14 protein-coding genes are annotated in these 16,496 nt (G+C 54.6%); 3 read left to right on the top strand and 11 right to left on the bottom strand.

Going from position 1 to position 16,496, the window contains the following annotated elements; genetic code table 11:
* Nucleotides 1-14 precede the first annotated feature (14 nt).
* Nucleotides 15-800 carry an ABC transporter ATP-binding protein gene (locus ACE6ED_RS24250; RefSeq protein ID WP_410830006.1) on the bottom strand — a complete coding sequence of 262 codons (786 nt, stop codon included), beginning with the start codon at nucleotides 798-800 and terminating at the stop codon, nucleotides 15-17.
* A 333-nt stretch (nucleotides 801-1,133) separates the two neighbouring features.
* On the opposite strand from ACE6ED_RS24250, the gene ACE6ED_RS24245 reads away from it, so the two are divergent.
* Nucleotides 1,134-2,498 carry an MATE family efflux transporter gene (locus ACE6ED_RS24245; RefSeq protein ID WP_410830005.1) on the top strand — a complete coding sequence of 455 codons (1,365 nt, stop codon included), beginning with the start codon at nucleotides 1,134-1,136 and terminating at the stop codon, nucleotides 2,496-2,498.
* A gap of 130 nt (nucleotides 2,499-2,628) precedes the next feature.
* Here the strand turns inward: ACE6ED_RS24245 and ACE6ED_RS24240 are convergent, their stop codons facing one another.
* The 5 genes from ACE6ED_RS24240 to ACE6ED_RS24220 all read right to left on the bottom strand — a co-directional run bounded on the left by ACE6ED_RS24240 (nucleotide 2,629) and on the right by ACE6ED_RS24220 (nucleotide 7,572).
* A complete protein-coding gene (locus ACE6ED_RS24240; RefSeq protein WP_410830004.1) occupies nucleotides 2,629-3,039 on the bottom strand; it encodes a bacteriohemerythrin in 411 nt (136 codons plus the stop codon).
* A 220-nt stretch (nucleotides 3,040-3,259) separates the two neighbouring features.
* The gene (locus tag ACE6ED_RS24235; RefSeq protein ID WP_410830003.1) at nucleotides 3,260-4,870 is read right to left on the bottom strand and encodes a sensor domain-containing diguanylate cyclase; all 1,611 of its coding nucleotides are present in this window, start codon (nucleotides 4,868-4,870) and stop codon (nucleotides 3,260-3,262) included.
* A gap of 326 nt (nucleotides 4,871-5,196) precedes the next feature.
* A complete protein-coding gene (locus ACE6ED_RS24230) occupies nucleotides 5,197-5,694 on the bottom strand; it encodes a hypothetical protein (RefSeq protein WP_410830002.1) in 498 nt (165 codons plus the stop codon).
* A 134-nt stretch (nucleotides 5,695-5,828) separates the two neighbouring features.
* A complete protein-coding gene (gene lepB / locus ACE6ED_RS24225) occupies nucleotides 5,829-6,332 on the bottom strand; it encodes a signal peptidase I (protein WP_410830001.1) in 504 nt (167 codons plus the stop codon).
* A 346-nt stretch (nucleotides 6,333-6,678) separates the two neighbouring features.
* On the bottom strand, nucleotides 6,679-7,572 hold the full coding sequence (locus ACE6ED_RS24220) for a glycerophosphodiester phosphodiesterase (RefSeq protein WP_410830000.1): 894 nt from the start codon (nucleotides 7,570-7,572) through the stop codon (nucleotides 6,679-6,681).
* Between the two features lie 178 nt (nucleotides 7,573-7,750).
* Between ACE6ED_RS24220 and ACE6ED_RS24215 the strand changes: the two genes are divergently transcribed.
* Nucleotides 7,751-8,674, top strand: coding sequence for an AEC family transporter (locus ACE6ED_RS24215; RefSeq protein ID WP_410829999.1), 924 nt, complete (start codon nucleotides 7,751-7,753; stop codon nucleotides 8,672-8,674).
* 175 nt (nucleotides 8,675-8,849) lie between these two features.
* Here the strand turns inward: ACE6ED_RS24215 and ACE6ED_RS24210 are convergent, their stop codons facing one another.
* From ACE6ED_RS24210 to ACE6ED_RS24190, 5 genes are all read right to left on the bottom strand, one after another.
* On the bottom strand, nucleotides 8,850-9,833 hold the full coding sequence (locus tag ACE6ED_RS24210; protein WP_410829998.1) for a diacylglycerol kinase catalytic domain-containing protein: 984 nt from the start codon (nucleotides 9,831-9,833) through the stop codon (nucleotides 8,850-8,852).
* The gene (locus ACE6ED_RS24205) at nucleotides 9,830-10,879 is read right to left on the bottom strand and encodes an SPFH domain-containing protein (RefSeq protein WP_410829997.1); all 1,050 of its coding nucleotides are present in this window, start codon (nucleotides 10,877-10,879) and stop codon (nucleotides 9,830-9,832) included. The genes ACE6ED_RS24210 and ACE6ED_RS24205 overlap by 4 nt, the downstream gene beginning before the upstream one ends.
* Nucleotides 10,880-11,142: 263 nt before the next feature.
* The gene (locus ACE6ED_RS24200) at nucleotides 11,143-11,883 is read right to left on the bottom strand and encodes a GTP pyrophosphokinase (RefSeq protein WP_410829996.1); all 741 of its coding nucleotides are present in this window, start codon (nucleotides 11,881-11,883) and stop codon (nucleotides 11,143-11,145) included.
* A 250-nt stretch (nucleotides 11,884-12,133) separates the two neighbouring features.
* Nucleotides 12,134-13,168 carry an HD-GYP domain-containing protein gene (locus ACE6ED_RS24195; protein ID WP_410829995.1) on the bottom strand — a complete coding sequence of 345 codons (1,035 nt, stop codon included), beginning with the start codon at nucleotides 13,166-13,168 and terminating at the stop codon, nucleotides 12,134-12,136.
* Between the two features lie 547 nt (nucleotides 13,169-13,715).
* Nucleotides 13,716-15,449 carry a methyl-accepting chemotaxis protein gene (locus tag ACE6ED_RS24190; RefSeq protein WP_410829994.1) on the bottom strand — a complete coding sequence of 578 codons (1,734 nt, stop codon included), beginning with the start codon at nucleotides 15,447-15,449 and terminating at the stop codon, nucleotides 13,716-13,718.
* A 261-nt stretch (nucleotides 15,450-15,710) separates the two neighbouring features.
* Between ACE6ED_RS24190 and ACE6ED_RS24185 the strand changes: the two genes are divergently transcribed.
* On the top strand, nucleotides 15,711-16,496 hold the full coding sequence (locus ACE6ED_RS24185; RefSeq protein WP_410829993.1) for an ABC transporter ATP-binding protein: 786 nt from the start codon (nucleotides 15,711-15,713) through the stop codon (nucleotides 16,494-16,496).

Here is a 16,496-nt window from a genome sequence, read left to right as displayed (position 1 = left end):
CAGAGTACAAGGAATCAATGATCAGGTACTGACAGCCAAAACCGGTCCTTCTGGCGGCTCGCCTGCACCGGCGTTTCAAAGAAATCGGACAGCATTCCGCTGCTAAGCACCTCTGCCGATGGTCCCTGGGCAAACACCTGACCGCGCCGGAGCAGCAGCGTATGGCTGAAAACCGGCAAAATTTCTTCAATATGATGCGTAACGAACAGCAGCGTTGGGGCATCTTCGCCTTCCGCCAATTTGGCCACGCTGGACAGCAGCGCTTCCCGGGACAAAAAATCCAGCCCGTTGCACGCTTCGTCGAGAATAAGCAGCTTCGGCCGGGCCATCAGGGCCCGTGCGATCAGCAGCTTTTGTTTTTCCCCCTGCGAACAGGTCTGGTAGGCCCGTCCCGCCAGGTGCCCGGCGCCCAGTTCAGTCATCAGCCTCTGCGCTTTTTCCTGGTCCTCCTCGCCGACTTTGACGTAAAGACCGATGGAGGCGTGTTTGCCGCTGATTACAACCGATTCCGCCAGCTCGCTTGGACGAATCCGTTCCTGAAGCGATGAGCTGACCCAGCCGATCGACTTGCGCAGCTCGCGCAGATCCACTGTTCCAAACGGATGTCCCAGCACGGAGACCGACCCGTTCGTCGGCCATATGTACCCGTTGATCATATTCAAAATCGTCGTTTTGCCTGAACCGTTTAGTCCAAGCAGCGCCCAATGTTCTCCGCTCCGCACCCGCCAGTTAATGTCCGACAGGATGGTTTTGCTGTCCCTTCTCCAGGAAACGCCGTTCATCTCAATAACCTGTTCCATTCCGGTAACCCCTCTCTGAACCTCCAGGCACAGCTGCCGCCGGGGAGCCTGCCATGGTGGTGTAAAATTGCTTTATTCAGCAATATAGCACGATCCGCCCGCCCAGACCACCCCCCGTCCAAAAATCAAAATCCTGCGATATTTTAAGAGAGTGCGCTTAAAAAGTGTAAGACAAACCGGGGAAACGTGCGGTACAATGAGCAGGATGCTTATTGAGCGAACCCTATCAACAAGGAGGAACGCCAGTAACGCCCGGGATTTATGCCACATCTTCAATCTCCTCCGGGCGCCAATGCGTGTAACGTCACCATGAACTCAGAATCTGCTTCAACGATGAAAAAAATGACCGTCTTCGCCATCACCTGGCCGATCTTCATCGAAATGCTGTTCCACATTCTGATGGGAACCGTCGATACGTTTATGCTCAGCCATATTTCGGACGAAGTCGTCTCCGCGGTGGGTATTTCCCGCCAGCTGATCGAATTCTCCATCATTTTGTTTAATCTGCTGGGTTTGGGTGTTGGCGTGGTCATCGCCCAGTTCCTCGGCGCAGGGCAAAAAGAAACCGTCAGCCGCACCGCGGCCTCCGCACTGACCTTCAACCTCGTGTTTGGACTGGCGATCAGCCTGCTGTTTATCGTCAGCCGCGACACGCTGCTGAGATTCTACGAGGTGCCGGAGCGGGTGCATGAAGACGCGGCCGTCTACATGATGCTGGTCGGCGGCTCCCTGTTCCTTGAAGCGCTGATGCTGACCGCAGGACCCGTAATCCGGGCGCACGGCCATACCCGGGACACCATGTTTGTCGGGATCGGCATGAACGTGCTGCATCTCATCGGCAACGCGCTGCTGATTTACGGCTGGTTCGGTCTGCCGCAGCTTGGCATTTTGGGCGCGGCCATCAGCACAATTATCAGCCGGATTATCGCGTGCATTGCGATTTTTATTCTGCTTTACCGGCGTGTGGAAGCGCCGATCCGCCCGGTCTATTATCTGCAGCTGAAATGGAGAGAGCTGCGGGCCATTTTGAAAATCGGCATTCCGTCCGGGTTGGAATGGCTGTCCTACCACTTCAGCAACATGGTGGTCACCCGGTTCGTCAGCATGATGGGGCTAACCGCCGTTACCGCTCACGTGTATGCGAACAGCATCGTCTACTTTTTTATGCTGTTCGGCATGGCCATTGGGGAAGGCACGGAGATTATCGTCGCCCGGCAGATCGGCTCGGGGCAAAAGGAAAAAGCCTACCGCCAGCTGCTGACCAGTCTGCGGTGGGCGCTGCTGATTACGATCGGCGCGCTGCTTGTCGGCAATCTGTTCCGGCAGCAGCTGTTCGACCTGTTCACCGACGATCCCGCCGTCATCGCGACCGGCGCCTCCATCCTGCTGCTCTGTATCGCACTGGAGCCGGGCCGCGTCTTCAATCACGTGGTGATCAACTCGCTCCGGGCGGCGGGCGACGTACAGTTCCCGCTGATGATGGCGATCATCTCCATGTGGGGAATTAAGGCGCCGCTGGCTTATTTTCTGGGCATCCATATGGGTTACGGCGTGCTTGGTGTCTGGATCGCCCATGCCGCCGACGAGTGGGTGCGCGGAGTCTTTCATTACTTCCGCTGGCGGGGGCGCAAATGGCAGCAGAAGTCGCTGCTGTCGCCCGACTCACTGCGGAGCGACACCTTGTCTGCGGGGTCTTGACGCCGGCGTGCGGCAGGTATACTCTGATGTGTCTAGCCTGGCAGGATACGATCTGACCGGGAATCACAAAACCAGCCCTTTACCGGAGTTCCCGGTCAAGGGCTGGTTCATTTCTGCGCGTAAATGGGGGTTAAGCCGAAGCGTCTTTCCGCGAAATACACTCCCCGATCAGCTTATCGCAGCGGGTGATATGCTCCGTCAGCCAGTCGGTCAACGTCCGGTTCAGCTTCATCGTAGACAGCACGCTTGTCCCCTTGGTCTTCACCGTCTCTTCGATCTCCAGCACCGTCCGCACAAAATCCGCATGAATCTTGCGGTGCGCGTTCAGTTCGGGAAAGTCGATGCTCTCCATCAGCGCCTCTTCGTTACCGAAATGCTCGATCGTATACTCTTTCAAAAAACCGAGCGTCTCCATAATTTTGTCCCGTCCCTGCTGGTTGACGCATGCTTCAAAAAACTCGTTTAATTTCGCAAGAAGCTGCCGGTGCTGGCAATCAATACTCTCGACCCCAATGTCATAAGAATCCCGCCATGCGATCATTCTGACTTCCACTTCCTTTATCTTCAGCTTGCACACAGTTGAACTCATTGTCGGATAAAGGAAGAACAATGACAGTTAACAACGTCACAGGAGGCGAAATGACTTACGTATTCGGACCTGGTCGTCTCAATGAAGCGAGGGCACAGGATAGGCTGCGCCATCCACTGCGGTCCATTTGGACTTCCGGCCGCTGTTGGTTTCGGATTTCCTGATAGCCATCTTAATCCGGCTTGTCCGCACCCCCGGCCGGATCGTCCGCAATCCTCGTCCGGTTGCGGCCAAGCTCCTTCGCCTGGTAGAGCGCCTGATCAGCCTTGGCGATCAGTTCTTCCGGAGTCAGGGCGTGGTCCGGGTAAGCGGCGATGCCTAGCGAAACCGTAACTTTGAACGGATAACCGGTGCCATGATTCTCCACCGCCAGCCGGATCCGCTCCGCCACGGTATAGGCAGCCTTAACTGACGCCCCTGCAAGCAAAATAATAAACTCCTCTCCGCCGAACCGGCAGCAGATATCGCCCGGTCTGACGGAAGCGGACAATACCTCCGCCGTCTCGCGCAGCACTGTATCGCCCGCCTGGTGGCCAAGGGTATCATTAACCAGCTTGAACCGGTCAATATCGGCGGCAAGCACGGAAAAAGGCCGGCCGGCGGCGGCCCAGCCCGCAAGCTGCTGCTCCAGCACTCTCCGGTTCACAAGACCGGTGAGCGGATCAGTGCTTGCATCCCGCTTAAGTTCGTCCGTCTGTTTGCGCATCTGTTCGAGCGCCGAATACACCGTCCTGGTCAGCAGATCCGCTTCGCGGTTCCAATGCGGACGGGCAGCGGGCAGCGACATTTCGTCTGAAGCCACGCTGCCCGCCAGATCGGCCAGGAAGACAAACGGACGGGCCAGCCGCCTGGCCACCATGGTGACCGCAATCAGCAAAATCCCGGACGGAATCAGCATATAGATGAGGATCTTTTGCAAATTCTTAAACAATTGTTCCTGAACGACCCGCAGCGGCGTGACAACGACGACTCCCCAACCGTTTGCGGCAACCCGGGAATAACCTGCGATCATCGGAATCCCCCGGGTATTGACCATACGTTCCTTGCCGCTGCTGCCGCGGATAAGCTTATGTACGACGGGATTGCGGCTGACATCCTCCCCAATCCGGTTTTTGTCAGGATGATACAGCAGATAGCCATCCGAATCGACCACATAATAATAGGAATCCGGATTGGCGGCATTGTTCCCAAAAATCATATTAATCACATTCATCTCCTGCAGGTAAAGCGTTCCGCCTACTATGCCTTGGTAGGTCCCGTCCGCACTGTAAAGCGGATGGCTCATGAATACCAGCAGTTTTCCCGTGACCGGTGAATAATACGGTTTGGAAATGAAAGGCTCCTTAATATTCAAAGCCTGCCGTAAATCCGGCGAAACCGGCTTTGGTGACGATGTAGCGATTGAAGCGGGCGCCAAATACCGCAGCTTAGCATCCTCGCTGATAATTGAAACCGAGTTAAAATAATTACTGCTGCTGCGCATCAGCTCCAAGTAACCTTCAATGGCTTCCGGCTGCTGCGACAAACGAGGATATTCGGCGGCTACATACTCCAGACTGTCTTTCATGGAGTGGAACAAGGTTGCCATCGTCTGGCTCATTCTTTCGGCGCTGGCATAATTCTGGACGAGATTCGTATAGATTAACGAGCGTTTCTCGGATTGATAAGAAGCGATCAGCACAATGGTCAGTGTTAGGATCACCGCCAGTGTAACGAGTCCGGTCAGAAGGGTGGTCAAACTGACCTTTTTGCGGTTGGCAGGGTTCGGTGAATGCTTCGACATGATGCACCCCTTTAAGGTGGAGCCTTTGGCTTATGCCATTACCCATATTATTTGTAGAGATTGATTGTTGACTATAGATTGGATGACATCTCACATAGACATTACAAGTATTATATACAAAAAAACAAACACGCGCTAAATGTCCGGCCCGCGCGTCATACGTCTGCCCACCTCTGAAAACATCTCATTCAGCAATTAATCAATAAATAGTAACAAGCCCGACTTTCAGTGCACGCCTAACTTCGCACTAGAAAACCGGGCCGGAAATACTTAATGGAGTTATAGGTGAAATATTTTGTCGGCTGGCCAGTGGCGGCAAAAGGCACTCACGGACGCCGCTCCTCCGGCAAAATCCGGTGGCCTTCCACGACAAAAGCGGCCGTCTCGGGGGTCAGCGGCTCAAGCGCGGGCACAAAGTCGCTTTCGGTCCGGTCGAGCGTTACCTCAGCCACGACGATCCCTTGTTTGACGAAGACCAGCTTCTGCTGCGTAGCGTCCTTCAGCGGATCATTTCCCAGGCGCAGCCGCTCGGCCACGTAAGCCGCAAACGACCGGCTTGTCGTCCACCTGCGGCCTACCTTTTGTTCCATTTGTCCTCTTGTTGTATAAGGCTGGAATACATAGAGATGGTCCCATTCAAACGGGGTGATGTCCCGCATGCGCAGTACCGGCCCCTCGCTCAATGCTCCCAGCAGCCGGCGGTACAGCACAGGGCCGGATTCATTCCCGATCCGGACGGACCGGTAATCCGCATAAGCCAAGACAGAAATAAGGGCAAGAAGGGCTGCCGCGGAGATCATGATCGTTTTGATGCCGCGTTTCATCCATTTCTCCTCCGGTCCGGACAATAGATCTGTGATCCATTCTCTATATTCGGCCCGGATTCGTCATAGACCTTCTTTTATCGACAAATTTCCTGATCCCTTTTCCCTGTCCGCTGCCCGCATCTTCCAGACGGTCAATACAGCAAATGAGTCGGCAGCTCGAATAACACCTTCCCGACTAAACGCTCCTCCGGGATAAACGGGTCCGGCCATAAATGGGCGTCATAGCTCACGTTCCGGTTGTCCCCTAAAAAGAAATAATGCCGTTCCGGTACGGTCACGGGGCCAAAATTGTAAGTCATCGGCTCCGGTATGTAGCTTTCCTCCACAGGTTGGTCATTCCGGTACAACTGTCCGTTCTTGATCTCGACCGTATCGCCCGGCAGGCCGATCAGCCGCTTTACGAACCGTTTTCCCTCCTCGCCGCTGACCGTCGGCCGGAAGACGACAATATCGCCGTGCTTCAGTTTGGTCAGCCAAAGCATTTTCTCCACGATAACCCGGTCATGAACCTGGATGGTCGGCAGCATCGACTCGGTCGGAACGCTCATTGCCTCGGCTACATAAGCCCGGATTCCGAGGTTCAGCACAAACGCGATCCCTAACACCGGTATCCATTGCCTGATCCACTTCTTCATTCCTTTTCCTCCTCATTCTTACACGAACCTGGCGGCGGTGCGGTGTACGGCGATTACCAGCCCGGTGCGGGAGGCGGGGCCATCACCTCGGCGGTGTGTGTTTTCGGACGCGGCTCGCGCGAGGTGGGTATCCCCGTACATCGGCGCAGATGCGCTTCCGGCAGCTCGGCGATGTTCGTTTCCGGCCGCACCTGCGGGATGTGTTTCCGGCACATCGACTATTCGCTTGCGGCCCCAATCCTTTTTTTCCGGCGTGCCGCTTACTCGTTAGCGGCCTCAATTACATTGTTTCCGGTTCGCCTCTTACTTGTTAGCGGCCTCAATTACATTGTTTCCGGTTCGCCGCTTACTCGTTAGCGGCCTCAATCACTTCCGTCAGCCGGTCGGGATAATCGGTGTGAACCCCGTCCACTCCCCAGCCTACCGCTTTCGCCATGTTCACCTGATAGTTTACGGTATAAGCATACACCAACAGGCCGGCGGATTTCACCTTTTCCACGTACTCCCGGTTCAGCCGCTGAAAGTTCGAAGCAATTCCTGTCCCGTACCGGGCGAACTCCGCCAGCTCCCTGTCGGAAATATTCGCCTGGTTGTTGTGCCAGATCAGCAGAAACAGCGGAATTTTGTCACTCAGCGTGTGGATGGTGCGCAAGCTGTCCTTACTGAATGATTGAACCGCCACCCGGTCTTCCAGACGATATTCCTTGGCCAGTTCAACCAGCCTAGCCTCCAGTCCCGGCGATGCCGCCGGCTCCTTCGTCTCCAGCATGTAGTGGACCTCGTCACCAAATTCCTCGAACACTTCCCGTAAAGTTGGCACTTTTTCTCCCGCATACTCCTCGCGGGCATACATCGGGTGTTTTTTGTTAAACCAGGCTCCTGCATCAAGCTTCTTGAGCTGCTCCAGGGTCATCCGGTTCACCCGTCCCCGTCCGTTTGTGGTCCGGTTCACTGTCTCGTCATGCATCAGCACGATTTCGCCGTCTCTTGTAAGCTGCAGATCCATCTCCAAATAATTTGCGCCCATCCGCTGGGCCAGCCGGAAGGAAGCAAGCGTATTCTCGGGGGCATATGCCGAGGCGCCGCGGTGGCCTACCGCAGCAATCTCGGGACCGGAGTTAAACAAACCGGCCAGCGACAGCCCGCCGCCTGCAATTTGCAGGGACAAGGCAAGGATTAACCCTCCTATCAGGGCATGCAAGGTGTAGAAATATAGGGCAGAAACTTCTTTTTTGGCCATGGCGGTGCCTCCTGTCTTCATTCTCTCGTCTCTCTCCGCCTATCGCCTAAAGTCCGGCAAACCGGAAACGGCGTATCTCGTGAAGATCATCCTGATTCTATCAAAACGCAGATTATGATATAATGGCCGGGTAAAAAACCATTTTCTCCATTATGATAACAGAAAGCGGGTCCGGGTGATGATAGTAGATATTTTGATCCAAGTGGTGCTGCCCGTATTCATTTTGATAGGCGCCGGCTCGCTGCTGCAGCGGCTGTTTAAGCTTGACCTCTATACTTTAGCCAAAATCAATTTTTATTATATTACCCCGGCGGCCGTCTTTATGAGCTTGTACCAGTCGGAAATGTCCTCCGGACTGCTGGGCACGATCGTTTTGTTTTATGCGCTGTATATCACCATCCTCTACGGCTTCTCCTTTGCCGTAACCCGTCTGCTTAAATACAAGTCGGGGATGAGGGCCGCTTTTACGAACAGCGTGCTGCTGGATAATGCGGGAAACTACGGGATGCCGGTCAACGAATTGGCTTTCCGCGGCGATCCGCTTGCCGCCTCACTGCAGGCTTTAATTATGTCGCTTCAGAGCCTGCTGACCTTCACCTACGGCGTCATTTCGATCCAGCGGGCGAAGCTGAGCGGGCGTTACAGCGTGGTGCTGATCGGTTTTCTCAAAATGCCTGTGCCTTATGCCCTTGCGCTGGGCCTGCTGATGCGGGCGCTGGATGTGCCGCTGCCCGGTTTTTTTGCCCAGCCGCTGACTTACGCGCAGCAGTCGATGGTAGCAGTGGCGCTGCTTACGCTGGGCGCGCAGATCATCAAGTACCCTCTGCGGCTGTACAGGCTGGACATCTACCTCAGCATGATCCTGCGGCTGCTTGTCGCTCCGGCCATCGGCATCGGCTTGGTGCTGGCGCTTGGATTATCGGGTATACCCGCCCAGGCGCTGATTATCGCATCCGGCATGCCGACTGGCGTCAATGCCTCTATTTTAGCCGAGGAATATAATAACGAGCCGGACTTCGCCGCCCAGACCGTCCTCGTCTCCACCCTGCTGAATGTGATTACAATTACTGGACTAATTACGCTGGCCCGTACATTTGCTTAAAACGATCTGGTCTCTTACATCAAAAAACAATAAGCCGGCGTGCAAGGAGCTGCTCCCTGCCCGCCGGCTTAAACGTATACATGCCCGATATGAATGTCCGAACGCCTTGGTGTTTTGCTGCGCACTAAAGACTTATCTCAGACACCGCCCTTATTCTGAATGGGCAAGTCCCCCTTTATACGACCAGCCGGCCCCGCTTGTCTGCCGGACCAATCCAGGCCTCGACGCCGGCGTTGAATTCCAGATAATCGCTTTCCACCCCGTCGCTAAAAATCACGCCGTCCTCCGGCATTTGCGAGACGATCCGCAGGGGACGGCGGGCATCAACGCTGCCGAACACCATCGACGCGCCGGTCGTCTGCGTGGGAAAAGGCTCCCGGACCGAATACAGCAGTTCCGGCGCGTCCCATGGAAGCATAAAGCCGCCGGGCGAGGCCGGACTGTGCTGCGTACCGCGGCCTTCCGGGTTTCCGCCTGCCGCCGCTAGCCGCTGTGAGCCGCGCACGATCCCGGCCGCACCTGCAAGCACGCTGCGCAGCCACCCGGTCGAGCCCAGCCCGGTCGAGACGATCACGCCGCTGGAGGACTGTCTTTCGCCCGTGTCCGCCTGCTTCAGCTCATAGCGGGCGGACACGTGGGTGCGGCGGCCGACAAACAGATCGTTAACGCCGTACAGCACCTGCCCGTCATTCAAACGAGCCATCGCCAGCGTGACTTCCCGAACCGTCCGCCGCTGTTGCAGCACGTCCCGCACGATAACGGGCAAATCCTTGACGGTGAAGGGCAGCAGCACCCCTTCGTACCGCAGCGGATCGGGATTAATGCCGATCAGCGGCTGCGCATTCAGATACTTCAATGTATTTGCAACCAGGCCGTCCTGGCCGACCACCACCACCGTATCCCCCGCCCCAAAAATAAAATTCGGCACATGCGTCCGGTCCAGCACCTGCACGCGGCCCGCCGCTTCCAGGCTCTGCACCGCAGCCTTAAGCGAGCTGCGGTACTGCTCGTCTTCGGCGGCGTATTCCTCAAAATCCGCGCCCAGCCGCTCGATGTAGAACTTCGCCTGCTGCACCGTATTATAGCGGACAATCAGCTCTTCCAGCCGGGTTTTCCGTTTCACGACAATCAGCTTGCGGTCTGAATTACGCTGGGTCATCGAGCCCCGCCTCCCCGGCCGTTCACCGCTTGCGCGGGAGCATTCATCAGACCCTGCAGCAGGTCGGGCGTAATGTTCAGCTGCCCGATTTTGCCCGCATTTTCAGCAAGCTCCTGGAAAGCGATCGCAATCAGCTTATCCGGCTGCATGCCCAGGTTGGCCATCGACTGCAGCACGTTCGGCTCAACTTCACGCAGTGCACCCATCACGGCGGTAAGCTCATACGCTTTTGCATCGGCCCGTGCCCGTTCGTTGGCGGCGGCCAGTTCAACCAGCTGCTGTTTCTTTTCCTCAAGCTCCGTGTCGAAGCGAAGCTGTTCTTCCTTCATCTCGTTTTGCTTCCGTTTTACCGTCCGTTCCGCTTCCAGCTGGGTTTCGCGGATTTGCTTCTTTTTCGTCTCCACGGCAATTTCGGTGTTCAGCTCGTTTTCCCGGACTTTGCGCTCCTGTTCGATCGAGGCGTTGCGGCGGATGTAAAGCGCATCGTCCGCGCTGCGCAGAATTTCCTCCCTCGCCTCCGCTTCCAGCGCCCGCAGCGTCTCCTTGTTCGGCAGCACCGCCAGGATGGACAGTCCAAGCAGCTCAATCCCCAGCGCCGTAATTTCGGGGTGGGAGCCGATCTGGGCGGTGGTTCCCTGAGCCAGCCGTTCGGTCGACTGCAGCGCCTCTCTTAGCGGCATGCGTTCCAGCTGTTTTTTGACGAGCACCTTCGTAATATTGATCACCCGCTGGGCCAGCTTGCCCGGGTCTTCCGACAGATAGGCGTTTTTCTTCAAATTGTACGTATAGTTCATGATGCGGGTAATCGTCTTGTAATCCACAATCCGGTAGGTCAGCTGTCCCTGCACGGTTACGGTCTGATAATCGCTTGTCATTTCTTCGAACATGAAGGGTACGTCAATCGAAGACACCGGAACAACAACCACCGAAGTAGTCGGCTCATAGTAATAAAACGACAACCCGATGCCTTCCTTGACCACTTTCCCATTTTTCATTTTCATCACATATTCACTTGGTTGAAACTTCACGTATCGAATACCAAACATCGCGATCCCGTCCTCTCTCTGCGGCTTGTTGCCCCTCGGCTGGTCTGCCATGGTATCCTGGAGCAGAAGCTGCATTACTTATTAACAATTTGTTATTAAGTAAAAGATAACACAGATTTTTCTTTTTATCAATATGTTATTAACAAAATATAAAAAAGAAGCCGGTGTCCGGATTTCTCCGTGACTCCTGCTTCTGCGGTTTCAGCGCCTGAGACGCTGCCATTCCTGCACCGAAAGAGACTGCCAGTGTTTATGCCTGACGCCTATGCTTCATTCAGCAGTTTGATAAAATGGGCCGGCAGATTAAACTGCTGGTTGCCCATAATAATCCGGCGCAGTTCTTCGATCGAATCGTCCTCGTCTTCGTCTTTGATCTCGCGGATTTCGTGATGCAGCCGCTCCATCTGCCGGTCGAGCGCCGCCGCCGAGTCAGCAGCCATCTTCAGCTCCCGGGTCAGCCGCTCGGGGACGGTTTTGTTGTACTTATAAAAAATTTTGTGCTCCAGACTGGCCCAAAAATCCATCGCGATCGTCCGGATCTGCACTTCCACCCCAACCCGCTCCGTGCGGTCCGACATAAAGACAGGGACCTCCACCAGCAGATGCAGGCTCTGGTAGCCGTTTGGCTTCGGATTCGCAATATAATCCTTTACTTCCAGGACGGTCAGATCGTCCTGCTGCTGCAGCATCTCGCTAATCCGGTAAATATCGGACAGGAATGAGCAGGTAATCCGCAGGCCGGCGATATCGCGGATATTCGCGCGGATGCTGGCGATGCTGGGTTCGATTTGCTTGCGAAGCATTTTATTCATTATGCTCTCCGGCGATTTCAGCCGGGATTTCGTATGTTCGATTGGGCTGTAGTCGTGCAGGGTCTGAAATTCCTGCTTCAGGATTCCGATTTTGGTCTCCATTTCTTCAAGTGCAAACTTGTAGGTCATCATAAAACGGGTGAGTTCGTCGCGCAGCTGTTTCAACTGCCCCAGCTGAATTTGTGCGTTCATTTCCAATTCTCCTTGTCTCTTCTGAGCTTGCTTATCCCGAAATTCTACGTTTTCCGCTTCGTCCAGGTTCCCGAAAATTCTGTGAACAAGTTTGAACACAACCAGTAATTCCATCTAAAAGAAGCTCTTGAGAGTCACGGAACGGACCCTGGTACTGGACGGGCCGCTTCCTTGACGAATTAAAAAACCGGCGCCTTGGGTTAGCAAGACGCCGGCCGTTTACGCCTTAAAATGATAACAGAAACTCCGGTTAAATATACATTTCCTCAATCACCAGATCCCGTTCTTTGGATAAATCGCGGAAGCTTGTCTCCACTTTGACCAGCGGCTTAAAAATATCCAGCGGATTGTTCATGATGATTGTGCCGGTTTCTCCATTGCTGAGCTGCACGCTTTTCCCGATAAAATTCGGCATCAGATGGTTGATCAGCGCCTGCACCGCATTGCCGTTCAGCTGGCCAAAACTCATATCGCGCACCTGGCGCAAAACGGACAGGTAACTTGATTTCTGCCGCTGGCTGTTCGAGGTGCTGAGTCCGATAAATACGTTCGCCACGCTGACAATTTCGGTGTACGGATGAATTTCGGACCGGCCGCAGCCCCGGGGATATCCCGAACCGTCGCCAAATTCATGGTGCTGCAGCGCGACTTTTGCCGTAATCTCATCATTCAGCGAGCGGCGGATAATCCCGTAACCGTATTCGGGATGCCGTCTCATCTCTTCCTGTTCTTCCGCAGTAAGCTCGCCTTCCTTATTCAGGATCGAGGCGGGCAGCTGGCTTTTACCGATGTCATGCAGGTAGCCGGCTTTGCTGATTTCGTATTGCTCCTTTTTGGAGTGGCCGAGCCAACCCGCAAGGTAGTAGGACAACAAGCCGACCTGCAGCGAGTGGTTATAAGCGTCCACGTTATCGCGCTCCAGCATCAGCAGCAGCGTCACGACATCCTTTTGCCCTTCCAGACTCTCCAAAAGCGGCTGCAGGGTATCGTTCACCATGGAAGCCGTGAATTTGCCCTGCGTCAGCGACTCCAGAAAAATCGACTCATATCCCTGAACCGCCAGATCAAGCACAGCCTGGAGATTGCCTTCGACTTTAAAAAACGCCGGATGCTCCGAGCCGCCGGAACGTTCAATATCCACATAGTCGATGCTGTGGCGGATCAGCAGGGCGATTTCCTCCTTCTGCAGACTAGTCCCGCGAGGGAGAATATGCAGACCTACGCGGTTAAACGTATCTGTAGTGAGACAATCGCCAAGTTTGAGATCCGTAACATGAACCTTCATGAACCAGCACCTTCTTTATGTAAAAATTTTGATAATCGGGACTTTTCCAATTAAATGGGATAATTTCCCTATCGAGTTACCTGAATCATACCTAATATTTCATGTCGTAACAATAAGTTTAAAGTCGCATGACCCGCGTCCCGATGCATCTTTGGGCGTCCGCCTTTGGATGCAGTAACATGTCCGGCTGCCGTTTGCTTTTAAGGCTTTTAGAACAGCTTACGCTTAAGGAATTGGTGTGGTTCTCACTGTAACTTAGCGCGCATCTGCATACCTATCGTGAGCCATGTTCCCTGGTTGAATACCACGTTCACCGCGGGCGGAATGCCTTGCAGGCATACAAAGGCAGGCAATCAGGGAAGGAGCGGGAAGAAGGTTTTGCCCTTTTTCGCCACATCTTGTCAATAATCCCGGCCCCCTCCTTCTCCCCCACCCAGATCCATGCGCAAACGCGAAAGTTTGGATGAGAATCCGTCCAACAATTTTTATTTATAAAAACCTGCCTGCGAGGCCACATTCGCCTGTTCTAATCTGTGTTGCCCTTTGATTACACTCTAAATTTCGAGGTCAGCTCCTCCAGGTCCCCGGACATTCGTTTCAAGCCATCGGCCGCATCGGAGATGGAGGCGAGCGACTGCAGCTGCTGCTCCGATGAACCCGCAATTTCCTGCACGCCTTGAGCGGCGGTCTGCGCCGTTGTTGCCAGCTCGGTTACGGAAGCATATACCTCCTCCGAGCTTGCCGACATTTCCTGGGTTACAGCGGACATTTCCTCCGTCTGGGCGGTAACCGTCCGGATCACTCCGCTGATTTTAGAAAAAGCCGCGTCGGTTCCGCTTGTGAGCTCCCGGCCTTCGTTCACTTCACGCAGCCCCGCGTTCATCAGGCGGACCGTCTCCTCCGTCTCGTGCCGGATGAGCGACAGCACTTCGGCGATCCGGCCGGCAGCCTGCGCCGACTGATCCGCCAGCTTGCGGACCTCCCCGGCGACGACGGAAAATCCGCGTCCTGCCTCGCCGGCCCGGGCCGCCTCAATCGCCGCATTCAGCGCCAGCAGATCTGTCTGCGATGCGATTCCCGTAATCAGCCCTGTCATCTCTTCGATCTGCGCCGATCTCGACTCCAGCGCGTGGACCTTGTCAGCCGATTGATGGACCGTTTCGCTGATCGTAGACATCTGGCGTACAAGCCGCTGGATGGATTCCATGCCTTGACCCGCTTCCCGCTGCATTTCTCTTGCGGATTCCGACACTTCATAGGCCGTCTCGGCAAAGCTCTGGATTCCCTTCGACATCTCTTCCATCACCCGGGCGCTTTCGGAAGCCGACTGCTCCTGGGAAGCGGCTACGGCCGCAATCGATCGAATCGTCTCGTTAATTGCCTGGTGCGCCTCAATGTTGTTAGCGACCGTGTCCGCGAGGCCCTGCGACGAAGAGGAAGCCGTCGCCGCTTTGTCCTGCACGCCCGAAATCATCCTGCGCAGCTCCTCCGCCATCGCGGCAAATTTGCGGTTCAGAACGCCAAAATCATCGCTGCGGTCCGTACGGAGCGATACGGACAGGTTGCCTTCGCTTACCTCGTCAATCGCCCGGAACAGGTCTTTTACCGGAGCAAGCGTGCGGCGTGTGGCCAGGAACTGGAAGGCGAGCAGAACCGCCAGTACCGGCGCCAGAATGAGCAGTGAGCGAATCCAAATTTTGCGGATGTTGTCATTCAGGATATCGGCATCCACATCCATCCCCATGGCAGCCACCACTTCCCCGCTGCTCCCAATGATAGGCCGTATAACGCTGACCCATGTCCCGTAGTCGTCGGTGTAAGCTTTTGTCTTGGACGGGGTCCGGTTTTGGACAGCATCATTAATCGCCGTCTGAATCGTCTCCGGATTTTCGTATAGCGTCCCGGGCGTCAAACCCTGCTCGCTTAAATGGGTTGGTGTGGCGAGCACCAGACTTTTGCCTTCCACTGGTTTTGGTCCAAAGAGATACACCTGAGCGACATTGGGATTATTGGCGGATACGGAGTTCAGCGCCTCCACTATCCGTTTTGCCTCTTCCCCAGAACTGGCCGGATTTGCAGCAACTCCCTCAACGTCCGCAGTTCGCAGTAAACTTTCTGCCATGGCCGCAACGCCATAGGATTGCTGATACAGACTGTCCAGCGCCAGACGCCGCTGAATTTCCACATTGGCGATAGTCAATATCATTCCTACCAGCAGGATGCTGACAAAAGAAGATATAATGGTCTTGGCAAAAAAAGAAAGTGTCCCGCGGCGTCTCATTCACATGTTCCTTTCCTCTACCTGAATTTGATAAATACAGTTGTTCTTTACATCGGCAGGATAGGCAGCGGAATGAATTGGTTTTTTCGTATTTTTTCGTTTTTTTAGCCGATATTTTCGCGACTGCGAAGATCAACACCCTTTTTTCATCCTTTTCAGCCAAAAAAAGGGGTTCGTTCCGTCCGGACAGAATGTAATCATTAGAGGCCGCTGGGCTACAGTAAAATCCATGCATTTTAAGCTGCAGAGGAGGCAATACCTATGAGTTCAAACACACCAGTGATCGAAATTGCGGATTTGTGGATGAAATACGAAGACAACTACGTACTGCGGGGGATTAATCTGGACGTACATCCAGGCCAGATTATCGGGTACATCGGTCCAAACGGGGCAGGCAAAAGCACGACGGTCAAAATTATGCTCGGACTGGTCCAAGGCTACCAGGGAATGGTAAGGCTGTTTGGGACCGATATCGCCCAGCAGGGAACGGAGTACAAACGGCGGATCGGCTATGTCCCCGAGACTGCTGATCTCTATGACACACTTACGGCCAGAGAGTACTTGAGTTTTATGGGCGAATTGTACGGATTGAGCGGAGATGAAGCGGACTACAAAGCGTCGCGTATGGCTTCCCTGCTTGGGCTCGGGCAAGTGTTTGACGCGCGGATTTCTTCCTTCTCTAAAGGCATGAAGCAGAAGACGCTGTTGATCTCCAGTCTTTTGCATAATCCGGATTTGATTTTTCTGGATGAGCCTTTGAGCGGGCTGGACGCAAACAGCGTGATGATTGTGAAGGAGATTATGGCGGGATTGGCCGCCGAAGGAAAAACCATTTTTTATTCTTCGCACATTATGGAAGTGGTTGAGAAAATCAGCAGCCGGATCGTCTTGATCAGCGGCGGTCAAATCGCGGCCGACGGGACGTTTGAGGAGTTGAGCAGCGCCAATCATGAAGGGTCGCTGGAGCGGATTTTCAATCAGCTGACCGGATTTACCGATCATGAGGACATCGCCCGTTCACTTGTGTCCGTAATGAAAGAAGGGTAG

This window comes from Paenibacillus nanchangensis, assembly GCF_046543445.1.
Classification (GTDB): Bacteria; Bacillota; Bacilli; order Paenibacillales; family Paenibacillaceae; genus Paenibacillus_AQ; species Paenibacillus_AQ nanchangensis.
Note: the sequence above shows the minus strand (reverse complement) of the source record. Positions and strands in the feature narration are given on the sequence as shown.

What these genes read in the sequence shown, in the direction of transcription:
- ACE6ED_RS24250 (WP_410830006.1), bottom strand. Translation starts at nt 800, where the DNA reads ATGGAACAGGTTATTGAGATGAACGGCGTTTCCTGGAGAAGGGACAGC.
- ACE6ED_RS24245 (WP_410830005.1), top strand. Translation starts at nt 1,134, where the DNA reads ATGAAAAAAATGACCGTCTTCGCCATCACCTGGCCGATCTTCATCGAA.
- ACE6ED_RS24240 (WP_410830004.1), bottom strand. Translation starts at nt 3,039, where the DNA reads ATGATCGCATGGCGGGATTCTTATGACATTGGGGTCGAGAGTATTGAT.
- ACE6ED_RS24235 (WP_410830003.1), bottom strand. Translation starts at nt 4,870, where the DNA reads ATGTCGAAGCATTCACCGAACCCTGCCAACCGCAAAAAGGTCAGTTTG.
- ACE6ED_RS24230 (WP_410830002.1), bottom strand. Translation starts at nt 5,694, where the DNA reads ATGAAACGCGGCATCAAAACGATCATGATCTCCGCGGCAGCCCTTCTT.
- lepB (WP_410830001.1), bottom strand. Translation starts at nt 6,332, where the DNA reads ATGAAGAAGTGGATCAGGCAATGGATACCGGTGTTAGGGATCGCGTTT.
- ACE6ED_RS24220 (WP_410830000.1), bottom strand. Translation starts at nt 7,572, where the DNA reads ATGGCCAAAAAAGAAGTTTCTGCCCTATATTTCTACACCTTGCATGCC.
- ACE6ED_RS24215 (WP_410829999.1), top strand. Translation starts at nt 7,751, where the DNA reads ATGATAGTAGATATTTTGATCCAAGTGGTGCTGCCCGTATTCATTTTG.
- ACE6ED_RS24210 (WP_410829998.1), bottom strand. Translation starts at nt 9,833, where the DNA reads ATGACCCAGCGTAATTCAGACCGCAAGCTGATTGTCGTGAAACGGAAA.
- ACE6ED_RS24205 (WP_410829997.1), bottom strand. Translation starts at nt 10,879, where the DNA reads ATGTTTGGTATTCGATACGTGAAGTTTCAACCAAGTGAATATGTGATG.
- ACE6ED_RS24200 (WP_410829996.1), bottom strand. Translation starts at nt 11,883, where the DNA reads ATGAACGCACAAATTCAGCTGGGGCAGTTGAAACAGCTGCGCGACGAA.
- ACE6ED_RS24195 (WP_410829995.1), bottom strand. Translation starts at nt 13,168, where the DNA reads ATGAAGGTTCATGTTACGGATCTCAAACTTGGCGATTGTCTCACTACA.
- ACE6ED_RS24190 (WP_410829994.1), bottom strand. Translation starts at nt 15,449, where the DNA reads ATGAGACGCCGCGGGACACTTTCTTTTTTTGCCAAGACCATTATATCT.
- ACE6ED_RS24185 (WP_410829993.1), top strand. Translation starts at nt 15,711, where the DNA reads ATGAGTTCAAACACACCAGTGATCGAAATTGCGGATTTGTGGATGAAA.